The following is a 21,216-nucleotide window of genomic DNA, read 5'->3' as shown; positions in this document are numbered from 1 at the left end:
TCCCCCGTTCGTGTCGCCCAGCGCGCCGCCCTTGACGTGGCTTCCTAGCGTGAAGCCATGAGCCAGACACCCCGCCTCCGCCGTCCCCGTCCCCGTACCGTCGTCGGCTGCACGCTGCTGGTGACCGCCCTCAGCGCGGGCGTCAACGCCTGCAGCTCGGACGGCAACCCCCTCTCCGCCCGGCCCTACGACGCCGCCGACCAGATCGCCTTCAACGGTCCCTCAGACGACGGGAAGAAGGCCGACCCGGACAAGCCCCTGGAGATCACCGCCGAAGACTCGGACGGGCGCATCACGGACGTCACGGCCGTGGACGCGACCGGCCGGTACGTCACGGGAGAGCTCTCCGCCGACGGCGGCCGCTGGCACAGCACCTCGCCGCTCGCCGCAAACGCCCACTACACGATCCGCGTGAGCACGGAGGACGAGGACGGCGCGCCCGGCCGCAAGGTCCTCTCCTTCGACACCAGCAAGCCCACGACCAAGAAGCGCCTGACCGTGAAGTTCGGGCCGAAGGCCGGCGAGTACGGCGTCGGCCAGCCCGTCACGGCCGAACTGAACCGGCCCGTCAAGGACAAGGAACAGCGCGCGATAGTCGAAAGAGCCCTCAGGGTCGACTCCACGCCCGCCGTGCAGGGTGCCTGGCACTGGGTGGACGACAAGACGCTCCACTACCGCCCCAGGGAGTACTGGCCCGCCCACGCCACCATAGAGGTGCGCAGCGACCTGGACGGCGTACGGATCAACGACCGCCTCTGGGGTGGCAAGGCCAAGTCCCTCAGGCTCACCACGGGCGACCGCGTCATCGCCGTCACGGACGCCTCCTCGCACTCCATGACGGTCTACAAGAACGACGAGGAGATCAAGCAGATCCCCGTCACCACGGGCAAGCCCGGCTTCGACACCCGCAACGGCGTCAAGGTCGTGCTGGGCAAGGAGTCCTTCGTACGTATGCGCAGCAGCACGGTCGGTATCGCCGAGGGCTCCTCGGACTCCTACGACCTGCCGGTCTACTACGCCACCCGCGTCACCTGGAGCGGCGAGTACGTCCACGCGGCGCCCTGGTCGGTGGGCTCCCAGGGCTACGCCAACGTCAGCCACGGCTGCACCGGCATGAGCACCGGCAACGCCCAGTGGTTCTTCGACACCGTCCGTGAGGGCGACGTCGTCCAGGTCGTCAACTCGGCCGGCAACACCATGGAGCCGTTCGGCAACGGATTCGGCGACTGGAACCTCGAGTGGACGAAGTGGCGCGACGGCAGCGCCCTGGTGTCCGTCACCCCGGACGGCCCTCGCCCGGAGGACACCGCAAGACTCCGCCCGACGGCCGTATAGCCGGCCAAGGAGCGGGGGAACGGCCCGGCCCTAGGCGCTCTGCAGCCTCTTCCTCCGCAGCAAAGAGGCCAGCGCCGACGCGAACTCCACCGGATCCACCGGCAACGTCACCGCCGCATCCGCCCGGCTCCACGTGGCCAGCCACGCATCCTGCGGCCGCCCGATGAGCAGCAGGACCGGGGGGCAGTCGAACACCTCGTCCTTGATCTGCCGGCACATGCCCATGCCACCCATAGGCACCGCCTCGCCGTCCAGGACGGCGACATCGATGCCCCCCTTGTCCAGCTCGCGCAGCACCGCTCCCGGGGTCGCACACTCCACGAACTCCACCACGGGGGCGTCGGGAGCGGGCCTGCGCCCGGTCGCCAGCCGCACCTGCTCGCGGGTGTTGGAGTCGTCGCTGTAGACCAGCACCGTGGCGGTCGGCTGCATGCTTCCTCCGGGACGTCAGCGTCGTACGGACAGAACCGATGCGGCGGATGCTACTCCTTCCAGCACCTGGTCAACACCTGTGGGAACACCGCTTCCCTGGGCCATCCGGGCACTACACACGGTATGAACCCGCCGAACGGCACCCCCCGGGGTGAGGGCGGGATAAGCGACCGACATAATGTCGGTCGTGGCGACAGCAACGACAGTAGATACCGGGCACGCGCACCCGTCGGTCAACCGGCCGAACCTCACCAGCGTCGGAACCATCATCTGGCTGAGTTCCGAGCTGATGTTCTTCGCGGCCCTCTTCGCGATGTACTTCACCCTGCGATCGGTGACCGGGCCGGAGCACTGGAAGGAAATGGCCGAGAGCCTGAACTTCCCGTTCTCGGCGACGAACACCACGATCCTGGTGCTCTCCTCCCTGACCTGCCAGCTCGGCGTCTTCGCCGCCGAGCGCGGTGACGTGAAGAAGCTCCGGGGCTGGTTCATCGTCACCTTCGTCATGGGCGCGATCTTCATCGGCGGTCAGGTCTTCGAGTACACCGAGCTGGTCAAGAAGGACGGCCTCTCCCTGTCCTCCGACCCGTACGGCTCGGTGTTCTACCTGACCACCGGCTTCCACGGCCTGCACGTGACGGGCGGCCTCATCGCCTTCCTGCTGGTCCTCGGTCGCACGTACGCGGCCAAGAGGTTCACCCACGAGCAGGCGACCGCCGCGATCGTCGTGTCCTACTACTGGCACTTCGTCGATGTCGTCTGGATCGGCCTCTTCGCCACGATCTACATGATCAAGTAGCCGGGCCCGCTCCCGCACATCCAGAAGCATCGACGCAGAAGATCCTGACACCGGGGTAATCCGTGAAAAAGCTCTCCGCACGACGACGCCACCCGTTGGCGGCGCTCGTCGTCCTACTCCTCGCGCTGGCATGCACCGGGGGGCTGTACGCCGCGTTCGCACCCGCGAGCAAGGCGCAGGCCGATGAAGCCGCCCAGTCCCTGACCATCGAGGAGGGCAAGAAGCTCTACTCGGTCGGCTGCGCCACCTGCCACGGCACCGACGGTCAGGGCAGCACCGACGGTCCCAGCCTGGTGGGCGTGGGCGCCGCGGCCGTAGACTTCCAGGTCGGCACCGGCCGTATGCCGGCCCAGCAGCCCGGCGCGCAGGTGCCGAAGAAGAAGAACATCTACTCGCAGGCCGAGATCGACCAGCTGGCGGCTTACATCGCCTCGCTGGGTGCCGGTCCGTCCGTTCCGACCGAGGCGGAGTACGGCCCCGAGGGTGCCGACATCGCCAAGGGCGGCGAGCTGTTCCGCACCAACTGCGCGGAGTGCCACAACTTCACAGGCGAGGGCGGCGCGCTGACGCACGGCAAGTTCGCACCGAGCCTCGAAGGCGTCGACCCGAAGCACATCTACGAGGCCATGCAGACCGGCCCGCAGAACATGCCTTCCTTCCCCGACACCACACTGTCGGAGCAGAACAAGAAGGACATCATCGCGTACCTGAACGCGGTCAACGGCGACGACACCGAGAGCCCCGGCGGCCTCGACCTGGGCGGACTCGGTCCGGTCAGCGAGGGCCTGTTCGGTTGGGTCTTCGGACTCGGCGCGCTGATCGCGGTCGCCGTCTGGGTCGCCGCTCGGACCGCAAAGGCCAAGAAGTCATGAGTAGCCAAGACATTCCAGAAGAGAACCTGCCCGCTGAGCAGGACACGCACGGCGCGGTGAGCGTCGCGGACGAGAAGAACCCGTTCGCCGACCCGGGCCTGCCGCCCCACGAGCACCGGATCCAGGACGTCGACGAGCGGGCCGCCAAGCGGTCCGAGCGTACGGTCGCCCTCCTGTTCACGGTGTCGATGCTGGCGACCGTCGGCTTCATCGCCTCGTACGTGGCGATCCCGGCCGACGAGTCGATCTACGTCTTCCCGATCGGGCACATCAGCGCGATGAACTTCGCGCTGGGCATGACCCTCGGCGTGGCGCTCTTCACGATCGGCGCGGGCGCGGTCCACTGGGCCCGCACCCTGATGTCCGACGTGGAGGTCGCCGACGAGCGTCACCCGATCGAGGCGCCCCCCGAGGTCAAGGCCAAGGTCATGGCCGACTTCAAGGAAGGTGCCAAGGAGTCCGCGCTCGGCCGCCGCAAGCTGATCCGCAACACGATGCTCGGCGCGCTGGCCCTGTTCCCGCTCTCCGGCGTCATCCTGCTGCGCGACCTGGGCCCGCTGCCCGGCACCAAGCTCCGCCACACCTTGTGGTCCAAGGGCAAGCTGCTCGTCAACATGAACACGAACGAGCCGCTGCGTCCCTCGGACGTCGCGGTGGGCTCGCTCACCTTCGCCAAGCCCGAGGGCCTGGAGGAGCACAGCGAGGAGTTCCAGACCGAGATCGCCAAGGCGGCCCTGATGATCGTCCGGATCCAGCCGGACGACATCAAGGACAAGCGCGAGCTCGAGTGGTCGCACGAGGGCATCGTGGCGTACTCGAAGATCTGCACCCACGTGGGTTGCCCGATCTCCCTGTACGAGCAGCAGACGCACCACGTGCTGTGCCCCTGCCACCAGTCCACCTTCGACCTCTCCGACGGTGCCCGGGTGATCTTCGGTCCCGCCGGTCACGCCCTGCCGCAGCTGCGCATCGGCGTGAACGACGAGGGCTACCTCGAGGCGCTCGGCGACTTCGAAGAGCCCGTCGGTCCTGCCTTCTGGGAGCGCGGATGAGCAGCAACGAGAACAACGAGGCCCGGCGCGGCAAAGCACCGGCCGGCGAGCGCGTCGCCGACTGGGCGGACGGCCGGCTCGGGATCTACTCCCTGGCCAAGGCCAACATGCGCAAGATCTTCCCCGACCACTGGTCGTTCATGTTGGGTGAGGTCTGCCTCTACAGCTTCATCATCATCATCCTCACGGGTGTGTACCTGACGCTGTTCTTCCACCCGTCGATGAACGAGGTGGAGTACCACGGCAGCTACGTCCCGCTGCAGGGGCAGCTGATGTCCGAGGCGTTCAACTCGACCATGCACATCTCCTTCGACGTGCGCGGTGGTCTGCTGATCCGGCAGATCCACCACTGGGCGGCGCTGGTCTTCCTCGCCGGCATGTTCGTGCACATGATGCGCGTGTTCTTCACCGGCGCGTTCCGCAAGCCGCGTGAGGTCAACTGGCTGTTCGGCTTCCTGCTGTTCGTCCTGGGCATGTTCACCGGCTTCACCGGCTACTCGCTCCCGGACGACCTGCTCTCCGGCACGGGTGTCCGCTTCATGGAGGGCGCGATCCTGTCCGTGCCGATCGTCGGCACGTACCTCGCGTTCTTCCTCTTCGGCGGAGAGTTCCCGGGCGGCGACTTCGTGGCCCGCTTCTACTCGGTCCACATCCTGCTGCTGCCGGGCATCATGCTCGGCCTCGTGGTGGCGCACCTGATCCTGGTCTTCTACCACAAGCACACGCAGTACGCGGGGCCCGGAAAGACCAACAACAACGTCGTCGGCATGCCGCTGCTGCCGGTCTACATGGCCAAGGCCGGAGGCTTCTTCTTCCTGGTCTTCGGTGTCATCGCGGCCGTCGCGGCCATCGCCCAGATCAACCCGATCTGGGCCATGGGCCCCTACCGTCCGGACCAGGTGTCCACCGGCGCCCAGCCCGACTGGTACATGGGCTTCTCCGAGGGCCTGATCCGTGTGATGCCCGGCTGGGAGATCAACTTCTGGGGCCACACGCTCGTCCTGGGCGTGTTCATCCCACTGATCATCTTCCCGCTGGTCCTGGTCACGATCGCGGTCTACCCGTTCATCGAGGCCTGGGTCACCGGCGACAGGCGCGAGCACCACATCCTGGACCGCCCGCGCAACGCGCCGACGCGTACGGCCTTCGGCGTCGCGTGGATCACCTGGTACATGGTGCTGCTGATCGGTGGTGGAAACGACCTCTGGGCCACCCACTTCCACCTCTCCATCAACGCCATCACCTGGTTCGTCCGGATCGCGTTCTTCGTCGGCCCGGTCATCGCGTTCCTCGTCACCAAGCGCATCTGCCTCGGCCTCCAGCGCCGCGACAAGGACAAGGTGCTGCACGGCCGCGAGTCGGGCATCATCAAGCGCCTGCCGCACGGTGAGTTCATCGAGGTGCACGAGCCGCTCAGCCAGGACGCGCTGCACACGCTCACGGCCCACGAGCAGTACAAGCCGGTCGAGATCGGCCCGACGGTCGACGAGAACGGCGTCGAGCGCAAGGTGAAGGGCTCCGAGAAGCTGCGCGCCAAGCTCAGCGAGGCGTACTTCGGTGAGGAGTCCCAGATCCCGAAGCCCACCGTCGAGGAGTACAAGGAGATCACGAGCGGCCACGGCCACCACTGATCGCTGCGCACGCCACGTCACGGTCGAAGGGCCCCGTCCGGTGTTCGGACGGGGCCCTTCACCGTGCCCCGACGGTGGATAGGGTGGACCTGTTGAGACTCGCGTCCCGTAGTCCGGGACACATGATTCAGGAGCGGCTTATGAGCGCTGTGACCCCCGCTGGAGGCGACACCGCGGCGGGCCGTTCCTGGCCCGAGGTGCTGAACGCCCTGCTGTACGGCCGTGACCAGAGCGCCGGCGCCGCGTTCTGGGCGATGGACCAGATCATGCGCGGCGAGGCGACGGACGCCCAGATCGCCGGGTTCACGGTGGCGCTGCGCGCCAAGGGCGAGACGGTGCAGGAGATCACCGGACTCGTGGACGCCCTGTACCAGCACGCGAACGTGATCGAGGTGCCGGGCGCCACCGTCGACATCGCCGGCACGGGCGGCGACGGCGCGAAGACCGTGAACATCTCCACGATGTCGTCGATCGTCATCGCCGGCACGGGAGCGAAGGTCGTCAAGCACGGCAACCGGGCCGCGTCCTCGGCGTCCGGCGCCTCCGATGTGCTGGAGAGGCTCGGGGTCAACCTGGAGCTGACGCCGAAGCGGGTCGCCGAGGTCGCCGACGAGGCCGGCATCACCTTCTGCTTCGCGGTGAAGTTCCATCCGGCGCTGCGTCATGTCGCGGCGGCGCGCAGGCAGTTGGGCATCCAGACCGTGTTCAACTTCCTCGGCCCGCTGGCCAACCCGGCCAAGGTGAAGGCACAGGCGGTCGGTGTCGCGGACCTCCGTATGGCGCCGATCATGGCGGGCGTCTTCGCCGAGCGCGGCAACTCGTCCCTGGTGTTCCGGGGCGACGACGGCCTCGACGAGCTGACGACCACGTCCACCTCCCGGGTGTGGATCGTCCGGGACGGCAAGGTCACCGAGGAGACCTTCGACCCGCGGGACGTCGGCCTCGAACTGGTGCCGCTGGAGGCGCTGCGGGGCGCCGACGCGTCGTTCAACGCGGATGTCGCCCGGCGCCTGCTGAACGGCGAGACCGGGCCGGTACGGGACGCGGTACTGCTCAACTCCGCGGCGGCGCTGGTGGCGCTGGAGCCGGGGGACGGGACGCTCGCGGACCAGATCCGGGCCGGCATGGAGAAGGCCGCCGAGTCGGTCGACTCCGGAGCGGCCAAGAGGACACTGGAGCGCTGGGTGGCCGTGAGCAACGCCTGACCCCCCACGGTGTGACGCGAGGCGCAGTCCAGGATCCGGACTGCGCCTTGCGCGCCGAAGATCTTGTGGCAAGATGCTGTACCAGGTCATGAGTGACAGTCATGAGGCCCCGGCCGACTGTCCGGCAACCCTCCGTCCGTGGCGGGGTGCCCCGGGTGAAGACCAGGCCGTAGGCAGCGAGGTCTACGGCAAGCGCGGACCCCTCGCGAAGAACCAGGGGTCCTGGTCGTCGAGGGAGCCTTCCGTGAGCAAGCGAATGCGCTAGGGCCGCAGAGCCCCGCCTCCGCAACACCCCTTTCACCTTCTCCCACGCTTGAGCCGTGCGTGCTCGCGTGGTGATTCCGCCTGCCTTCCACGGGAGTTCAGCCATGTCCCTCGCCACCGCTGCCGCCGCCCAGACCCTTTGCGCCCCGCTGCCCGTTCTGGGCCGGGATGTCACCGTCCCGCTCGTCACGGGCGGCGAAGTCACCTACGCCGCGCTCGACTACGCGGCCAGCGCGCCCGCCCTCCAGCGGGTCTGGGACGACGTGGCCGCGTACGCCCCGTACTACGGCAGCGTCCACCGCGGCGCCGGCTATCTCTCACAGCTGTCCACCGACCTCTTCGAGAACGCCCGCACCACGGTCGCCGAGTTCCTCGACTGCCGCGCCGACGACCAGCTGGTCTTCACCCGGTCCACCACCGACTCCCTCAACCTGCTCGCCGCCGCGCTCCCCGCGGGCTGCCAGGTCTTCGTCTTCGAGACCGAGCACCACGCCTCGCTGCTGCCCTGGAAGGACGCCCGGGTCACCTACCTCGACGCCCCGCGCACCCCGGCCCGGGCCGTCGAGACCCTGGAGCGCGCCCTCGCCGACCGCGACCCCCACGGCCCGGCCCTGGTCTGCGTCACGGGCGCCTCGAACGTCACCGGCGAGCTGTGGCCCGTACGGGAACTCGCGGCCGCCGCGCACGCCCACGGTGCCCGTATCGTCCTGGACGCCGCCCAGCTGGCCCCGCATCACCCGGTGTCCGTCCGGGACCTCGACGTCGACTGGGTCGCCTTCTCCGGCCACAAGCTGTACGCCCCCTTCGGCTCCGGCGTCCTGGCCGGGCGCGCCGACTGGCTGCGGGCGGCCGAGCCGTACCTCGCGGGCGGCGGCGCCAGCCGCAGGGTCACCCGGCGCGAGGACGGGGGAGTGGACGTCGAGTGGCACGACACCGCCGCCCGCCACGAGGCCGGCTCGCCCAACGTGATCGGCGCCTACGCCATCGCCTCCGCCTGCAAGGCCCTCACCGAGGCGGGCTTCGACACCCTGGTCGCCCGTGAGCAGCACCTGATCGCCGAGGTCCGCGAGGGCCTCGCCGAGGTCCCCGAGGTCAGGATCCTCTCCCTCTTCGGCGACGACGCCGCCCGCGTCGGCGTGATCTCCTTCGTCGTCGAGGGCTGGAACAGCTCGCACTTCGCCGCCGCCCTCTCCGCCGAGTACGGCATCGGAGTGAGGGACGGCCTGTTCTGCGCCCACCCCCTGGTCCGCACCCTGCTCGGCGGCGACGCCCAGAGCCAGGGCGAGTGCGGCGCCCCCGACGCGGCCCCCGGCGAGAAGTCCCTCAACGCGATCCGTGTGAGCTTCGGCGCGGGCACGCCGGACGAGCACGTGGAGCGCTTCGTGAACGCGGTTAAGGAACTGGTCGGCGAGGGCGCGAAGTGGCAGTACAGGACGGAGGACGGCCGCTGCGTCCCGGCCGTCTGATCGACCGGCGCCCGCGGACGCGTGGGCGCAGACCTCAGGAGTCCAACCCGATCGCGAACGCCGCCTCGAGGTCGTGCTGCGAATACGTCCGAAAGGCGACGTGCGTATCCGTCGCCTCCACGCCCGGGATCTTGCTGATGCGTCCGGGAATGACCTCCGCCAGATCCTCGTGCTGCTTCACCCGCACCATGGCGATCAGGTCGTACGTTCCCGTGACGGAGAAGACCTCGCTCACGCTGTCCAGCGAAGCGATCCGCTCCGCGATCTCGGGAATCCGGTCCACGCTGGTCTTGATGAGGACGATCGCGGTGATCACGGCTGATTCTCTCCCTCGGGAGCCGGAGCTGGGGCGGACTTCACTCTAGTGGTACGGCCGAAGCGGCCCCAGGCGAAGAGGAACCCTGCCGAGAACCCCACCAGGTGGGCCAGATACGCCACCCCCGGCCCCTGTGCCGCCCGCCCCGCCGCCAGCCACTGCAGGGCCGCCCAGAAGGGCAGCACGACCCACGCGGGAAAGCGCAGCGGCAGGAAGAACAGGAACGGCAGAAGACTGGTCACCCGTGCCCCGGGGAACAGGTACAGACACGCGCCGAGGACCGCTGAGATCGCCCCGGAGGCGCCGACGAGGGACTGTGCCGAGTCCGAGTTGGCGGCCGCGTAGCCCAGCAGGGCGAGATAGCCGCAGCCGACGTAGAACAGGGTGAACTGGACGCGGCCCATGCGTTCCTCGGTCAGCCCGCCGAAGACGTAGAGGAAGAGCATGTTGCCGAGCAGGTGCACCCAGCTGCCGTGGACGAACAGGGCCGTCGCGGGGGTGAGGGCGGCCCGGGCCGAGCCCTCGAACAGCTCGGCCGGGACCACGCCCCAGCGGTGGAAATGGGCCCGCTGCGCGGCGAGCAGCTCGTCACCGGAGCCGTAGGCCGGATTCAGGCCCGCCGCCGGACCGGCTACGAAGATCAGGCAGCACGCGGCGATCAGTCCGTACGTCACCGGCGCGGCCGGCCGCCGGACCATCCCCAGCACCCTGCGAGCCTCGCAAAGGGGTGCGTTCCAGTTGCTGATCATGAACACAGAGCATGACGTACCGGAGCGTGACGTAAGCGGACCGAACCGCTCAGACCGCCTCGCCGCCGTGGACGGGCGGGCGGCGAGTCCCCGCCAGGCCGTAGGGTTACGAGCCACACGCACCGGGGTGCCCGGCGCGTCGCGGACAATAGAAGGCCTAGAAGGAAAGAGCACAGTCACGATGACGGTTCCCCTGCCGACCGCTACCACGCGGTGGCGCTGCACGCTCTGCGGCAACCTCACCCGCTTCGACGTGACGCGCTCGTCGAAGGTCGTCGAGTACGTCCACCTCGACCTGGCCGGTGAGCCGAAGGTCGAAGAGCGCGAGGTGGTCAGTGAGACCATCGAGTCGGTGCGCTGCCGCTGGTGCAACGCGGTGGACCAGGTGGAACTCGTGGACAGGCCGGGCGCCGGCTCCTGACGGGAGCGGGCCCCGCACAGGCATTGGGGTGACGGATGGTGGAGACCGCAGGCGGGGGGCCGGGCGACGGCGCCGCTGAGGTGCTCGACCGTCCGCTGCCCGACGGCGTGCGCCGCCGGGTCGTACAGATCGTCTCGGACGGTTTCGGCGGGCTGACCGTCGGCGAACTGCCCGCACAGCTGCGGCAGTACGCCCGCTTCGCGCCGAACCGCCGGGCCAAGTTCGCGGGCAACGCGATGGCGGCCGCCCTGGAGACCGATCCGCTGTTCCGGCAGCGCATCGGGGAGAAGTTCAGAGAGGCACAGCCGGAGCTGGCCGGTGTGCTCGACTCCGGTTCCCCGCCGCCGGCCGCGGATCCGCTCGATGTGGCGGCCGCGGCCTACGTACTGCGGCCCACGGGCTGGGTGAAGCTCGTGACCGCGGCGGGTGAGGAGGCCCAGCGGGCGGACGCCGAACGGGCCGACGAGGAGAGCCGGGCCGAACTGGAGCGGCTGCGCGAGGAACTCGCCGAGGCCCGTGAGCAGACGAGGGTCGACACCGAGCGGCTGCGCGCCGAGCTGGAGACGGCGAAGAAGGAGGCCGACTCGCTCCACCGCAAGCTGCGGGCGGCCCTCAGTGACGTCAAGCGCGGTGAGGCCGCCCTGCGCAAGGTCCAGGGCGAGATCGAGGCCGCACGCGCCGAAGGGCAGGCCCAGGTGTCCGCCGCCGAGAGCGAGACGCGGCGGCTGAAGGCGCGGCTCGGCGAGGCGGAGGCCGCCCTGGAGGCCACTCGCAAGGCGGCGCGCGAGGGTCGCAGCGTCGAGGACATGCGGGTACGGCTGCTGCTCGACACCGTGCTCGACGCGGCCCAGGGGCTGCGGCGGGAGCTGGCCTTGCCTCCCGTGTCCGTACGGCCGGCGGAGACCGTCGACGCGGTCGAACCGGGACGAATGACACCGAAGGACATCGCGGCGCGCGCTTTGTCCGAGAATGACCCGGCGATCCTGGACCAGTTGCTCGCCCTTCCGCAGGCGCATCTGGTCGTCGACGGCTACAACGTCACCAAGACCGGTTATCCGCAGATGCCGTTGGAGAAGCAGCGGCTGCGGCTGCTCGGGCAGCTCTCGCAGCTCGCCGCGCAGACCGGGGCCGAGGTGACGTGTGTCTTCGACGGAGCGGAGCTGGCGGCGCCGGTGCTGCTGGCGCCGCCGCGCGGGGTCCGGGTGCTGTTCTCCAAGCCCGGCGTCACGGCTGACGAGTTGATCCGCCAGCTCGTGCGCGCGGAGCCGCCCGGCCGTCCGGTCATCGTCGCCTCGACCGACCGGGAGGTCGCCGACGGCGTCGCCCGCGCCGGGGCGCGCCCGGTCGCCTCGGCGGTGCTTCTCAAGCGTTTTTCGCGCGCCTAGCCAACTGTGCCGTTGATCCCTTGAGTCCCGTACGTCCCAAGCGCAACGTACAGACTGAATGCCCGAATTGGCGAAACCTTCACGCAACGTAGTGTCAGCCGCACATCACTGCACGTGAGTTGATTGCAAAGAATGCAGTGCGTCACAAACATTTTTCACGCGAGGTTTTGACCTGATCACAGGATGGTCACTAGGGTCTGGCCTCGAACCTCCGCTCGGGTGATCGCTCATTGGGAGTGACGGTGGAGGGGCCCCGCCCGCCGGCGTGTCGGTAGGCGGCTGGAGGAAGAAGGAGCTCGCCTTCGTGGCGTCCCACCGTCGACCCAAGCAGCCGAGCCGCACCCGCGTGACCGTGCTCACCACCGCCGCCGCCGCTGCCGTGGCCCTCAGCGCCAACGCCGCCAGCGCCGCGCCGAGCGAGAAGCCGAGCAAGGACGAGGTCAAGGCCAAGGTCGACAAGCTCTACGAAGAGGCGGAGCAGGCCACCGAGAAGTTCAACGGGGCCAAGGAGAAGCAGGAGAAGCTCCAGAAGGAGATCTCCACCATCCAGGACAACGTCGCCCGCGGCCAGGAAGAGCTCAACGAGCTGCGCGACGGCATAGGCCTGGCGGCCGCCGCGCAGTACCGCACCGGCTCCATCGACTCATCCCTCCAGCTCTTCCTCTCCGCCGACCCGGACGACTACCTCGACAAGGCCTCCACCCTCGACCAGTTGAGCAGCCAGCAGGTCGAGGCCCTGAAGAAGATCCAGGACAAGCAGCGCGAGCTCGCCCAGCAGCGCTCCGAGGCCTCCGCGAAACTCAAGGACCTCGCCTCCACCCGCGCCGAGCTGGGCAGGAAGAAGAAGGAAGTCCAGGGCAAGCTCGCCGAGGCGCAGAAGCTGCTCAACAGCCTGACGGCCGCCGAGAAGGCGGCGCTCGCCGCCGAGGAAGCCCGCGCCAGCCGTTCCGCGAGCGAGCGGGTCGACCTCGGCGACGACGGTTCGGCCTCCGGCCGTGCCATGGCCGCCTTCCAGGCCGCCCAGAGCAAGATCGGCTCGCCCTACGTCTACGGCGCCTCCGGCCCGTCCTCCTTCGACTGCTCCGGCCTCACGTCGTGGGCCTACGCGCAGGCCGGCGTCACCATCCCGCGCACTTCGCAGGAGCAGGCCAACGCCGGTACGCGCATCTACTCCCAGAGCGACCTGAAGGTCGGCGACCTCGTCATCTTCTACGGCGACCAGCACCACGTCGGCTTCTACGCGGGCAACGGCCAGGTCCTGCACGCTCCGCGCACCGGCACGGTCGTCCGCTACGAGTCGATCGACAACATGCCGTTCCAGTTCGGCGTCCGGATCTGACCCCGCATCCTTCTTCGCTCACCGGCGCGTACCGCCCGAACGGGCGAATTGCCGCAACCCGCGCTGACCCCACGCCCCGCCGATGACCTGCGTCAGAGGCGGGGCGCCGCGTTGACGTACCCGCCGGGGTCGTTGGTCACCGCCCGTTCACGGGGCTACTGTCTGCCGCGCTTCCCTCAACACCGGGACCCGGGTCCTGGCGTCGCATTCCCGCCTGCCCGGCGGCGCGAGGGAGCAGTCCGTGTCCGCCAGCGGAAGGAGTGCGGCTTCCCGTGGGGTTCCATCGCCGCGTTGTACCGTCCGGGTTCGACCGGGGCGCCGGCGCCGCCCTGTGCGCTCTGTCCGCCGCAGCCGTGGCTCTCGGTGCCGTGCCGGCGGCGGCCGCGCCGCACGACGACACCCGTGCCGAGGTGGACCGCCTCTACGAGCAGGCCGAGCGGGCAACCGAGGCGTACAACGAGGCCGGCGAGCGCGCCGATTCACTGCGCAGGCAGGTGAGCGACGCGCAGGACCACATCGCCCGGCAGCAGGAGCGCGTCAACTCCATGCGGGCGGCGCTCGGTTCGCTCGCCGGCGCCCAGTACCGATCCGGCGGCCTCGACCCCACCCTCGCGCTGCTGTTCTCCGACGATCCGGGCGACTACCTCGACAAGGCCGCCGCGCTCGACCGGATCACCGCCCACCAGGCCGGCGAGCTCAAGGACCTCCAGGAAGCCATGCGCCAACTCACCCAGGAGCGCGCGGAGGCGGCCGGCAAGCTCGCCGAGCTGGAGAAGAGCCGCGAGGCCGTCTCCTCCCACAAGCGCACCGTGGAGAAGAAGCTCGCCAAGGCCCGCGCGCTGCTCAATTCCCTGCCGTCCGCGGAGCGCGCCGCCTTCGACCGGGTCTCCCGGTCCGGCCGCGTGGACCTGCCCGACCCCGGCGGCGGCGCCCCGTCCTCCGCCCGCGCGGCCGCCGCCGTCGCCGCCGCCCGCTCCGCGCTCGGCAAGCCCTACGTGTGGGGTGCGACCGGGCCCTCCGGCTTCGACTGTTCGGGCCTGATGCAGTGGTCCTACGCCCAGGCCGGCGTCTCCCTGCCGCGCACCTCGCAGGCCCAGCGGTACGCCGGCCGGCAGGTCCCGCTCGCCCAGGCCCGGCCCGGTGACCTGGTCACCTACCGGTCGGACGCCAGCCATGTCGCGATGTACATGGGCAACGGCCAGGTGATCCACGCGCCCTATCCCGGGGCGCCCGTGCGCTACGACCCGGTCGGCATGATGCCGGTCGCGTCGGTCACGAGGGTCTGACCTGGCGCCCCGGCCGCCGTACGATCTGGAAGTGGCTGGTCGAAGGCGGGCGTCGAGATCCGGAGTCGTGGCGACGCTCTGTCTGCTGTTCGTCTCCCTGGTGGCCTGCGGGGGGCGGCCCGCGGCCGACAGCGCGAAGGCTGACGTACAGCGGGTCCTGGACCGGCGGGCGACCGCGGTCCTCGACCGCGACCGGGCGGCCTTCCTCAGGACGGGCGCGCTGAGCTGGTTCGCGAATCTCAGCGCCGTGCCGCTCGCGTCCTGGTCCTACCGCGTCACCGCCCTGCACCGCACCGGCTCCACGGCCACTGCCGACGCCGAACTGAACTACCGCGTCCAGGGGTACGACCAGGCCCCCGTCGCCGTCGGCCGCACCCTCGACCTGAGCCGGGACGGGGACGGGCGCTGGTACGTCGACGCCGAGCGGCCCGCCGAGAAGACCGCCCAACAGCTCTGGGACCAGGGCGAGGTGACCGTCGTACGGGGTGAGCACAGCCTCGTGCTGGGAGTCGGGCACTCCGGCGAGGCCCTGCACCGGTACGCGGATCTGGCGGACCGTGCGGTGCCGGCCGTGGCCCGGGCGTGGCCTGCGCACTGGAGCCGCCACGTGGTGGTGCTCGTACCGAACTCTCTGGAGGGGATGGCGGGGCTGCTGGGTTCGCCCGCCTCCTCGTACCGTGGGATCGCGGCCGTCACCACCGGCGAGACGGGCGCCCCGGCGCAGGCGCCCGCGGACCGGATCATCGTCAACCCCGACGCGTACGGCGTCCTCGGCGACGTCGGCAAGCAGGTCGTGCTCACCCACGAGGCCACCCATGTCGCCACCCGCGCCGACACGAGCGCCGCCACCCCGCTGTGGCTGTCGGAGGGGTTCGCCGACTGGGTCGGATACCGCGGCACCGGGCGCACACCGGCCCAGGCCGCGCCCGAGCTGTGGCGGGCCGTGACCGACGGACAGGTGCCGGCCGCGCTGCCGACCGACAAGGACTTCGGCTTCACGGGGGACGCGAACAAGCTGGCACAGGCCTACGAGGGCGGCTGGATGGCCTGCCGGCTCATCGCGGAACAGTGGGGCGAGGTGCGCCTCGTCGAGTTCTACCGGGCCGTGGGCGCGCACGAGAAGCGGGCCGGGGCGGTCGAGGACGCGATGAAGCAGGTGCTCGGCACGACGCCGGAGGAGTTCACCGCTCGGTGGCGGGACTATCTGCGGGCCCGGATGGGCTGACCGGCAACTCCACGGCCTCCGTCAGCCAGGCGGGCTCGGCCTCTCCGGCCGCCCCGGCGACCCGCAGCGAGCCCTGCCGGAACAGGTCCTCCGCCCACCCCGCCTGCACGGGCTCTCCGTCCTTGTGGAAGGCCCGCGGGCGTCCGCAGGTCAGACGGCGGCGCAGCACCGCCGTCTGCCTGTGCCGGTCCGGCAGCCGGCGCAGGAAGGCCGGGACGGTGTTGAAGCGCACCTGGTATCCGTGATCCCCGTCTGCATGGGGTGTCGCAGCCGTTCCGCCGGTCCTCGCGGCCGGTGCTCGGTCGGGGAGAGGATCCGGCGCGGGGCCGCGCTCGCGCCCGGCCCGGTGTGCTGGTCGAGCTTGCCGGCGTCACCTCACCGGCCTCGGGCTGCCGGGCCTGTGCCCGGCGCCCGCGGGTCATGGCGGTGCAGTGCGCGATGGTGCCGATGCTGTTCCGGCGGGCCGGCCGGGATCAGGAGGAGACGGAGGTCTCGTCGGTGCGGGCCGCCTGAGCCGGCACGGGGGCCGGCTCCCGCCGGGGCACGGTCGAGCGCCACAGTGCGCGGGCCCCGAGGACCGTGGCGAGCACGAGCAGGCCGTTGCGCACGAACAGCAGGGCGATGCCGCGCGGGGTGCTCTGCACGACGTCCGCGAACCAGATGGGGAATTCCAGCACCGTCACGAGGCTCGCCGCCAGGACCAGGACGGCGGGCAGCCCCATCCGGCTCCCGCGGAAGCACATGCAGACGGCGGCCAGCCCGACCAGCCACACCATGTACTGCGGGCTGATCACCCGGCTGGTGGTCGTGAACATCAGTACCGCCACGAACGCGGCGTCGGCGGGCGTGTGCGTCTGGAAGCGGGTGGCCGTCAGCCGCCACAGCAGCATCCAGCCGAAGGCGATGCCGGTCAGGAACAGGGCTGCCGTGCTCACGACCGTCACATACGGGCCGAGGAACTCCACCGAGCCGTAGTTGAGCGACACCCTGCCGTCCCAGCCGTAGTGCCGGGCCACGTGGAGGGCCAGGGAGCCCAGCGACTCCACCTCGGTGCCCCGGTCGCGCTGGAAGGTCAGGAAGGCGAAGGCTCCGGGCATGGCGACCCAGAACAGCGCCGCCAGCGCGACGACGGTGGCTCCCGCCGAGGCCCAGGTGCCCCGCCCGCGCGCGGCCACGAGCAGCAGCACCGGCCACACCTTCAGCATCGCCCCGAACCCCGCCAGCGCGCCCGCCACGCGCGGATGCCGGGCGGCCGCAAGGAGCGCGGCGACCGCCACCGCGGTGACCATCACGTCGTAACGGGCGTAGACGGTCGGGCCGAGCAGCGGTACGCCCACCACCCACACCCAGGCGCCGCGCGGCGTCTTGCCGGGGCGCAGGCCCGCGTACAGCAGCAGGGCGAGGACGGCGAGATCGGCGACGAAGGCGAGGACGAAGAACGCCTGCGCGTAGTCCAGGAACGGCAGCAGCCCCGGGGAGAGGATCGCGAGCGCCGCGGCGGGCGGGTACTGCCAGGTCACGTCGTCGAGCGGGAAGGTGCCGGTGCGCAGCACCTCGTACCAGCCCTGGTAGATGACGGAGACGTCGCTGGTGACGTCCGGTCCTGGGAAGACGTACACCCTGAAGACGAACACCAGCAGCAACAGCCTGGTCACGCCCCAGGTCCCCAGCAGCCACACCAGTGACCGCCTCGCGCCCGTCGTCCTCACGTGATCCCCTGCCCGTCCCGCATTCCCCGCTGAGGAGAACATGATGTCGCGCCCTGCTGTGAGCGTGCCATAAACATGGCCGGGGGCCGCTGTGAGCAGCCGGTTCGGTAGGGTCGGCGGCGATGCACAAGACCCTCGTCGTCACCAACGACTTCCCGCCCCGGCCGGGCGGGATCCAGGCGTTCCTGCACAACATGGCGCTGCGGCTCGACCCCGAGCGGCTCGTCGTCTACGCCTCGACCTGGAAGCGCGGCCGGGAGGGGACCGAGGCGACCGCCGCCTTCGACGCCGAGCAGCCCTTCACCGTCGTACGCGACCGTACGACGATGCTGCTGCCGACGCCCGGGGCCACCCGGCGGGCCGTCGGGCTGCTGCGCGAGCACGGGTGCACGTCGGTGTGGTTCGGGGCGGCGGCGCCGCTCGGACTGATGGCGCCTGCGCTGCGCAGGGCGGGTGCCGAGCGGCTGGTGGCCACGACCCACGGTCACGAGGCCGGCTGGGCGCAGCTGCCCGCCGCGCGTCAACTGCTGCGCCGGATCGGCGAGTCCACGGACACGATCACCTATCTCGGGGAGTACACGCGCTCGCGGATCGCCGCCGCGCTGACCCGCGACGCGGCCGCCCGGATGGCGCAGCTGCCGCCCGGCGTCGACGAGAAGACCTTCCACCCCGGGTCGGGGGGCGACGAGATCCGGGCGCGGCTCGGGCTGACCGACCGGCCGGTGGTCGTCTGCGTCTCGCGGCTGGTGCAGCGCAAGGGGCAGGACACGCTGATCCAGGCCATGCCCCGGATCCTGGCCGCCGAGCCGGATGCGGTCCTGCTGATCGTCGGCGGCGGGCCGTACGAGAAGGAACTGCGCAGGCTCGCGCAGGAGACCGGTGTCGCCGGCTCGGTGCGCTTCACCGGGGCGGTGCCCTGGGCGGAACTGCCCGCGCACTACGGCGCCGGTGACGTGTTCGCGATGCCGTGCCGGACCCGGCGGGGCGGGCTCGATGTCGAGGGCCTGGGAATCGTGTACCTGGAGGCCTCGGCGACCGGGCTGCCCGTGCTCGCCGGTGACTCGGGCGGGGCCCCCGACGCGGTGCTCGACGGCGAGACGGGCTGGGTCGTCCGGGGCGGCTCGGCCGAGGAGGCCGCCGACCGGATCGTCACGCTCCTCGGGGACGCCGAACTGCGCCGGCGGATGGGGGAGCGGGGCCGGGCCTGGGTCGAGGAGAAGTGGCGCTGGGACCTGCTCGCGGAACGCCTGAAGGAACTCCTGTAGCGCTCACAGTGTCCGCCTCCGCCGTCGAACCGGCCGCCGCCGACAACGCGCCCGCGATCGTGGTCGGCTCGGGCTACGGCGGTGCCGTCGCCGCCCTCGGCCTCGGCCGGGCAGGCATCCGCACCCTCGTCCTGGAGATGGGCCGCCTGTGGAACACGCTGCAGGGCCTTCGCCGACGACTTCACGTACCACCCGCTGGGCGGCTGCGTGCTGGGGAAGGCGACGGACGACTTCGGCCGGGTCAAGGGGTACTCGAAGCTGTACGTCACCGACGGCTCGCTCGTGCCCGGCTCGATCGGGGTGAACCCGTTCGTGACGATCACGGCCCTCGCCGAACGGACGATGGCGCGGGTCCTCGTCGAGGACACCGCGCCATGAACCGTCGTACGGCCTGAAGAAGGGGCGTACTACTTCTGTACTACTTCCGGTAGAGCGCCTCGATCTCGTCCGCGTAGTCCTTCGCCACCACGTTGCGCTTGAGCTTCAGGGACGGCGTCAGGTGGCCCGACTCCTCCGTGAACTGGGAGGACAGAATGCGGAACTTCCGCACCGACTCCGCCTTCGACACCGCGGCGTTGCCGTCGTCGACCGCCGACTGGACCGCGGCCAGCAGGTCGGGGTCCGCGTGCAGCGACGCCGCGGTGGAGCCCGCCGGCTTGCCGTGGTCGGCGGCCCAGCGGCCCAGGAACTCCTCGTCGATGGTGATCAGCGCGCCCACGAACGGCCGCCCGTCGCCCACCACCATGCACTCCCCGACCAGCGCGTGCGCGCGGATGCGGTCCTCGATCACGGCCGGGGCGACGTTCTTGCCGCCCGCGGTGACGATGATCTCCTTCTTGCGGCCGGTGATCCTGAGGTAGCCGTCCTCGTCGAGGGTGCCGATGTCACCGGTGTGGAACCAGCCGTCGGCCAGCGCCTCCGCGGTCGCCGCCTCGTTGTTCCAGTACCCCTTGAACAGGTGCTCCCCGTGCAGCAGCACCTCGCCGTCGTCCGCGATCCGCACCACCGAGCCGGGCAGCGGCTGGCCGACCGTGCCGATCTTCTGACGGTCCCAGGGGTTGAAGGCGGTGGCGGCACAGGACTCGGTCAGGCCGTAGCCCTCCAGCACCGTGAAGCCGATACCGCGGAAGAAGTGGCCGAGGCGCTCGCCGAGCGGGGCGCCGCCGGAGATGGCGTACTCGCCCTTGCCGCCGAGAACCGCGCGCAGCTTGCTGTAGACGAGCTTGTCGAACGCCTTGTGCTTGATCTTCAGTCCGAGGGACGGCCCCGAGGGCGTGTCCAGGGCCTTGCTGTAGGCGATCGCCGTGTCGGCCGCCTTGTCGAAGATCTTGCCCTTGCCGTCCGCCTGCGCCTTGGCGCGCGCCGAGTTGTAGACCTTCTCGAAGACGCGCGGCACACCCAGGATCAGCGTCGGCCGGTACGCGGCCAGCTCGTCGGTGAGGTTCTTGATGTCCGGGACGTTGCCCAGCTTGATCGGCGCCATCATCGGCGCGATCTGCACGAGCCGGCCGAAGACGTGCGCGAGCGGCAGGAAGAGCAGGACGGAGCACTCGCCGGTGCGGAACAGCGGCCGCAGGCGCTCCACGATGTTGCCGCACTCGGCGAAGAAGCTGCGATGGGTCAGCACACAGCCCTTGGGCCGGCCGGTGGTGCCGGAGGTGTAGACGATGGTCGCCGGGTCGTCCGCCTTGGCGATCGAGCTGCGTTCCTCGACCGTCGCGTCGCTGATGTCCTTGCCGAGCCGGTCCAGCTCCTCGACCCCGCCGGCCTCGATCTGCCAGACGTGCTTGAGGGCGGGCAGCCGGTCGCGCACCGCGTCGACGGCGGCCGCGTGGCCGTCCAGCTCCACGACGCAGGCGGTGGCACCCGAGTCGGAGAGGATCCACTGGACCTGCTCCGGCGAGCTGGTCTCGTACACCGGAACCGTGATCGCGCCCGCGCACCAGATCGCGAAGTCGAGCAGGGTCCACTCGTAGCGGGTACGGGACATCAGGCCGACCCGGTCGCCCGGCTGGACACCCGAGGCGATGAGCCCCTTGGCGGCGGCGTGCACCTCCGCGAGGAACGCGGTGGCGCTCACGTCGTGCCAGGCACCGCCGACCTTGCGGGCGATGACGGCGACATCGGGGTGCTGCGCGGCGTTTCTGCGGACGATGTCGGTGAGATTGCCGTCCGAAGGGACCTCGTACAAAGCCGGAAGGCTGAACTCGCGCAAGACTGCTGCTCCTCATAGGGCGCCGGCGCCACGACGTTGTGTGCTGCGACGGTGCGGTCCACGGCTCGGGCAGGTACTCAGGGATTCACATGTTGAAATCCTGAGTACGACTGGACTGCCCGGACGTTACCCGCCGGTATGGCTTTTTCGACAGGGGGCTCGGCGAGATGTTCGCTGCGTCACACAGACGGGTCTTCCTTCGCCGACAGTAGTCCACGCGCTAACTGACTGACCAGTAACCTCGGGTCCT

Annotated in this window: 19 protein-coding genes, 1 pseudogene and 1 riboswitch; of the genes and pseudogenes, 14 read left to right on the top strand and 6 right to left on the bottom strand. The window is 70.3% G+C overall.

The window, feature by feature from the left end:
- Nucleotides 1-57 precede the first annotated feature (57 nt).
- Nucleotides 58-1,335: a L,D-transpeptidase gene (locus tag ACZ562_RS18795; RefSeq protein ID WP_471180046.1), complete on the top strand. Its 1,278-nt coding sequence runs from the start codon at nucleotides 58-60 to the stop codon at nucleotides 1,333-1,335.
- A gap of 30 nt (nucleotides 1,336-1,365) precedes the next feature.
- Here ACZ562_RS18795 and ACZ562_RS18790 read toward each other — a convergent pair whose 3' ends face one another.
- Entirely contained in the window at nucleotides 1,366-1,767 is a 402-nt protein-coding gene (locus tag ACZ562_RS18790; RefSeq protein ID WP_471180043.1) for a response regulator, read from the bottom strand.
- 178 nt (nucleotides 1,768-1,945) lie between these two features.
- On the opposite strand from ACZ562_RS18790, the gene ctaE reads away from it, so the two are divergent.
- The 6 genes from ctaE (at nucleotide 1,946) to ACZ562_RS18760 (ending at nucleotide 9,056) form a co-directional block, all read left to right on the top strand.
- Nucleotides 1,946-2,566, top strand: a complete 621-nt coding sequence (ctaE, locus tag ACZ562_RS18785) for an aa3-type cytochrome oxidase subunit III (RefSeq protein WP_471180040.1) — start codon at nucleotides 1,946-1,948, stop codon at nucleotides 2,564-2,566.
- 62 nt (nucleotides 2,567-2,628) lie between these two features.
- A complete protein-coding gene (gene qcrC, locus ACZ562_RS18780; protein ID WP_471180038.1) occupies nucleotides 2,629-3,438 on the top strand; it encodes a cytochrome bc1 complex diheme cytochrome c subunit in 810 nt (269 codons plus the stop codon).
- Nucleotides 3,435-4,490, top strand: coding sequence for a cytochrome bc1 complex Rieske iron-sulfur subunit (gene qcrA, locus ACZ562_RS18775; RefSeq protein ID WP_471180036.1), 1,056 nt, complete (start codon nucleotides 3,435-3,437; stop codon nucleotides 4,488-4,490). Before qcrC ends, qcrA begins: the two co-directional genes overlap by 4 nt.
- Complete coding sequence (gene qcrB, locus ACZ562_RS18770; RefSeq protein WP_471180033.1) at nucleotides 4,487-6,121, top strand: cytochrome bc1 complex cytochrome b subunit; 1,635 nt, start codon at nucleotides 4,487-4,489, stop codon at nucleotides 6,119-6,121. Before qcrA ends, qcrB begins: the two co-directional genes overlap by 4 nt.
- Before the next feature lie 140 nt (nucleotides 6,122-6,261).
- Nucleotides 6,262-7,326: an anthranilate phosphoribosyltransferase gene (gene trpD, locus ACZ562_RS18765; protein WP_471180031.1), complete on the top strand. Its 1,065-nt coding sequence runs from the start codon at nucleotides 6,262-6,264 to the stop codon at nucleotides 7,324-7,326.
- 84 nt (nucleotides 7,327-7,410) lie between these two features.
- Nucleotides 7,411-7,527, top strand: a riboswitch (SAM riboswitch).
- Between the two features lie 167 nt (nucleotides 7,528-7,694).
- Nucleotides 7,695-9,056: an aminotransferase class V-fold PLP-dependent enzyme gene (locus ACZ562_RS18760; protein ID WP_471180028.1), complete on the top strand. Its 1,362-nt coding sequence runs from the start codon at nucleotides 7,695-7,697 to the stop codon at nucleotides 9,054-9,056.
- A gap of 34 nt (nucleotides 9,057-9,090) precedes the next feature.
- Here the strand turns inward: ACZ562_RS18760 and ACZ562_RS18755 are convergent, their stop codons facing one another.
- Complete coding sequence (locus ACZ562_RS18755) at nucleotides 9,091-9,372, bottom strand: Lrp/AsnC family transcriptional regulator (RefSeq protein ID WP_471180026.1); 282 nt, start codon at nucleotides 9,370-9,372, stop codon at nucleotides 9,091-9,093.
- A complete protein-coding gene (locus tag ACZ562_RS18750; protein ID WP_471180023.1) occupies nucleotides 9,369-10,121 on the bottom strand; it encodes a rhomboid family intramembrane serine protease in 753 nt (250 codons plus the stop codon). Before ACZ562_RS18750 ends, ACZ562_RS18755 begins: the two co-directional genes overlap by 4 nt.
- A gap of 181 nt (nucleotides 10,122-10,302) precedes the next feature.
- Here ACZ562_RS18750 and ACZ562_RS18745 point away from each other — a divergent pair, with 181 nt between their 5' ends.
- The 5 genes from ACZ562_RS18745 (at nucleotide 10,303) to ACZ562_RS18725 (ending at nucleotide 15,777) form a co-directional block, all read left to right on the top strand.
- Entirely contained in the window at nucleotides 10,303-10,542 is a 240-nt protein-coding gene (locus tag ACZ562_RS18745; protein WP_055541554.1) for a hypothetical protein, read from the top strand.
- Between the two features lie 35 nt (nucleotides 10,543-10,577).
- On the top strand, nucleotides 10,578-11,927 hold the full coding sequence (locus ACZ562_RS18740) for an NYN domain-containing protein (protein ID WP_471180021.1): 1,350 nt from the start codon (nucleotides 10,578-10,580) through the stop codon (nucleotides 11,925-11,927).
- 304 nt (nucleotides 11,928-12,231) lie between these two features.
- Entirely contained in the window at nucleotides 12,232-13,266 is a 1,035-nt protein-coding gene (locus tag ACZ562_RS18735) for a C40 family peptidase (RefSeq protein ID WP_471180019.1), read from the top strand.
- A gap of 272 nt (nucleotides 13,267-13,538) precedes the next feature.
- Nucleotides 13,539-14,552 (top strand): C40 family peptidase, encoded by a 1,014-nt coding sequence (locus ACZ562_RS18730; RefSeq protein ID WP_471180016.1) that lies wholly within the window; start codon nucleotides 13,539-13,541, stop codon nucleotides 14,550-14,552.
- 31 nt (nucleotides 14,553-14,583) lie between these two features.
- Nucleotides 14,584-15,777, top strand: coding sequence for a hypothetical protein (locus ACZ562_RS18725; RefSeq protein WP_471180014.1), 1,194 nt, complete (start codon nucleotides 14,584-14,586; stop codon nucleotides 15,775-15,777).
- Here the strand turns inward: ACZ562_RS18725 and ACZ562_RS18720 are convergent.
- Nucleotides 15,734-16,009, bottom strand: coding sequence for a hypothetical protein (locus tag ACZ562_RS18720; protein WP_471180011.1), 276 nt, complete (start codon nucleotides 16,007-16,009; stop codon nucleotides 15,734-15,736). The two genes, ACZ562_RS18725 and ACZ562_RS18720, sit on opposite strands and share 44 nt — an antisense overlap.
- Nucleotides 16,010-16,250: 241 nt before the next feature.
- The gene (locus ACZ562_RS18715; protein WP_471180009.1) at nucleotides 16,251-17,486 is read right to left on the bottom strand and encodes a glycosyltransferase 87 family protein; all 1,236 of its coding nucleotides are present in this window, start codon (nucleotides 17,484-17,486) and stop codon (nucleotides 16,251-16,253) included.
- A gap of 122 nt (nucleotides 17,487-17,608) precedes the next feature.
- Here ACZ562_RS18715 and ACZ562_RS18710 point away from each other — a divergent pair, with 122 nt between their 5' ends.
- Both ACZ562_RS18710 and ACZ562_RS18705 read left to right on the top strand, forming a co-directional pair.
- A complete protein-coding gene (locus ACZ562_RS18710) occupies nucleotides 17,609-18,751 on the top strand; it encodes a glycosyltransferase family 4 protein (protein ID WP_471180007.1) in 1,143 nt (380 codons plus the stop codon).
- Between the two features lie 162 nt (nucleotides 18,752-18,913).
- Nucleotides 18,914-19,129, top strand: a pseudogene (locus ACZ562_RS18705) (GMC oxidoreductase); the annotation flags it as partial.
- A gap of 40 nt (nucleotides 19,130-19,169) precedes the next feature.
- On the opposite strand, the gene ACZ562_RS18700 reads toward ACZ562_RS18705, so the two are convergent.
- On the bottom strand, nucleotides 19,170-20,966 hold the full coding sequence (locus ACZ562_RS18700; RefSeq protein WP_471180005.1) for an AMP-dependent synthetase/ligase: 1,797 nt from the start codon (nucleotides 20,964-20,966) through the stop codon (nucleotides 19,170-19,172).
- Nucleotides 20,967-21,216 lie beyond the last annotated feature (250 nt).

The sequence above is a fragment of the Streptomyces sp. NPDC040410 genome (assembly GCF_055595715.1).
Note: the sequence above shows the minus strand (reverse complement) of the source record. Positions and strands in the feature narration are given on the sequence as shown.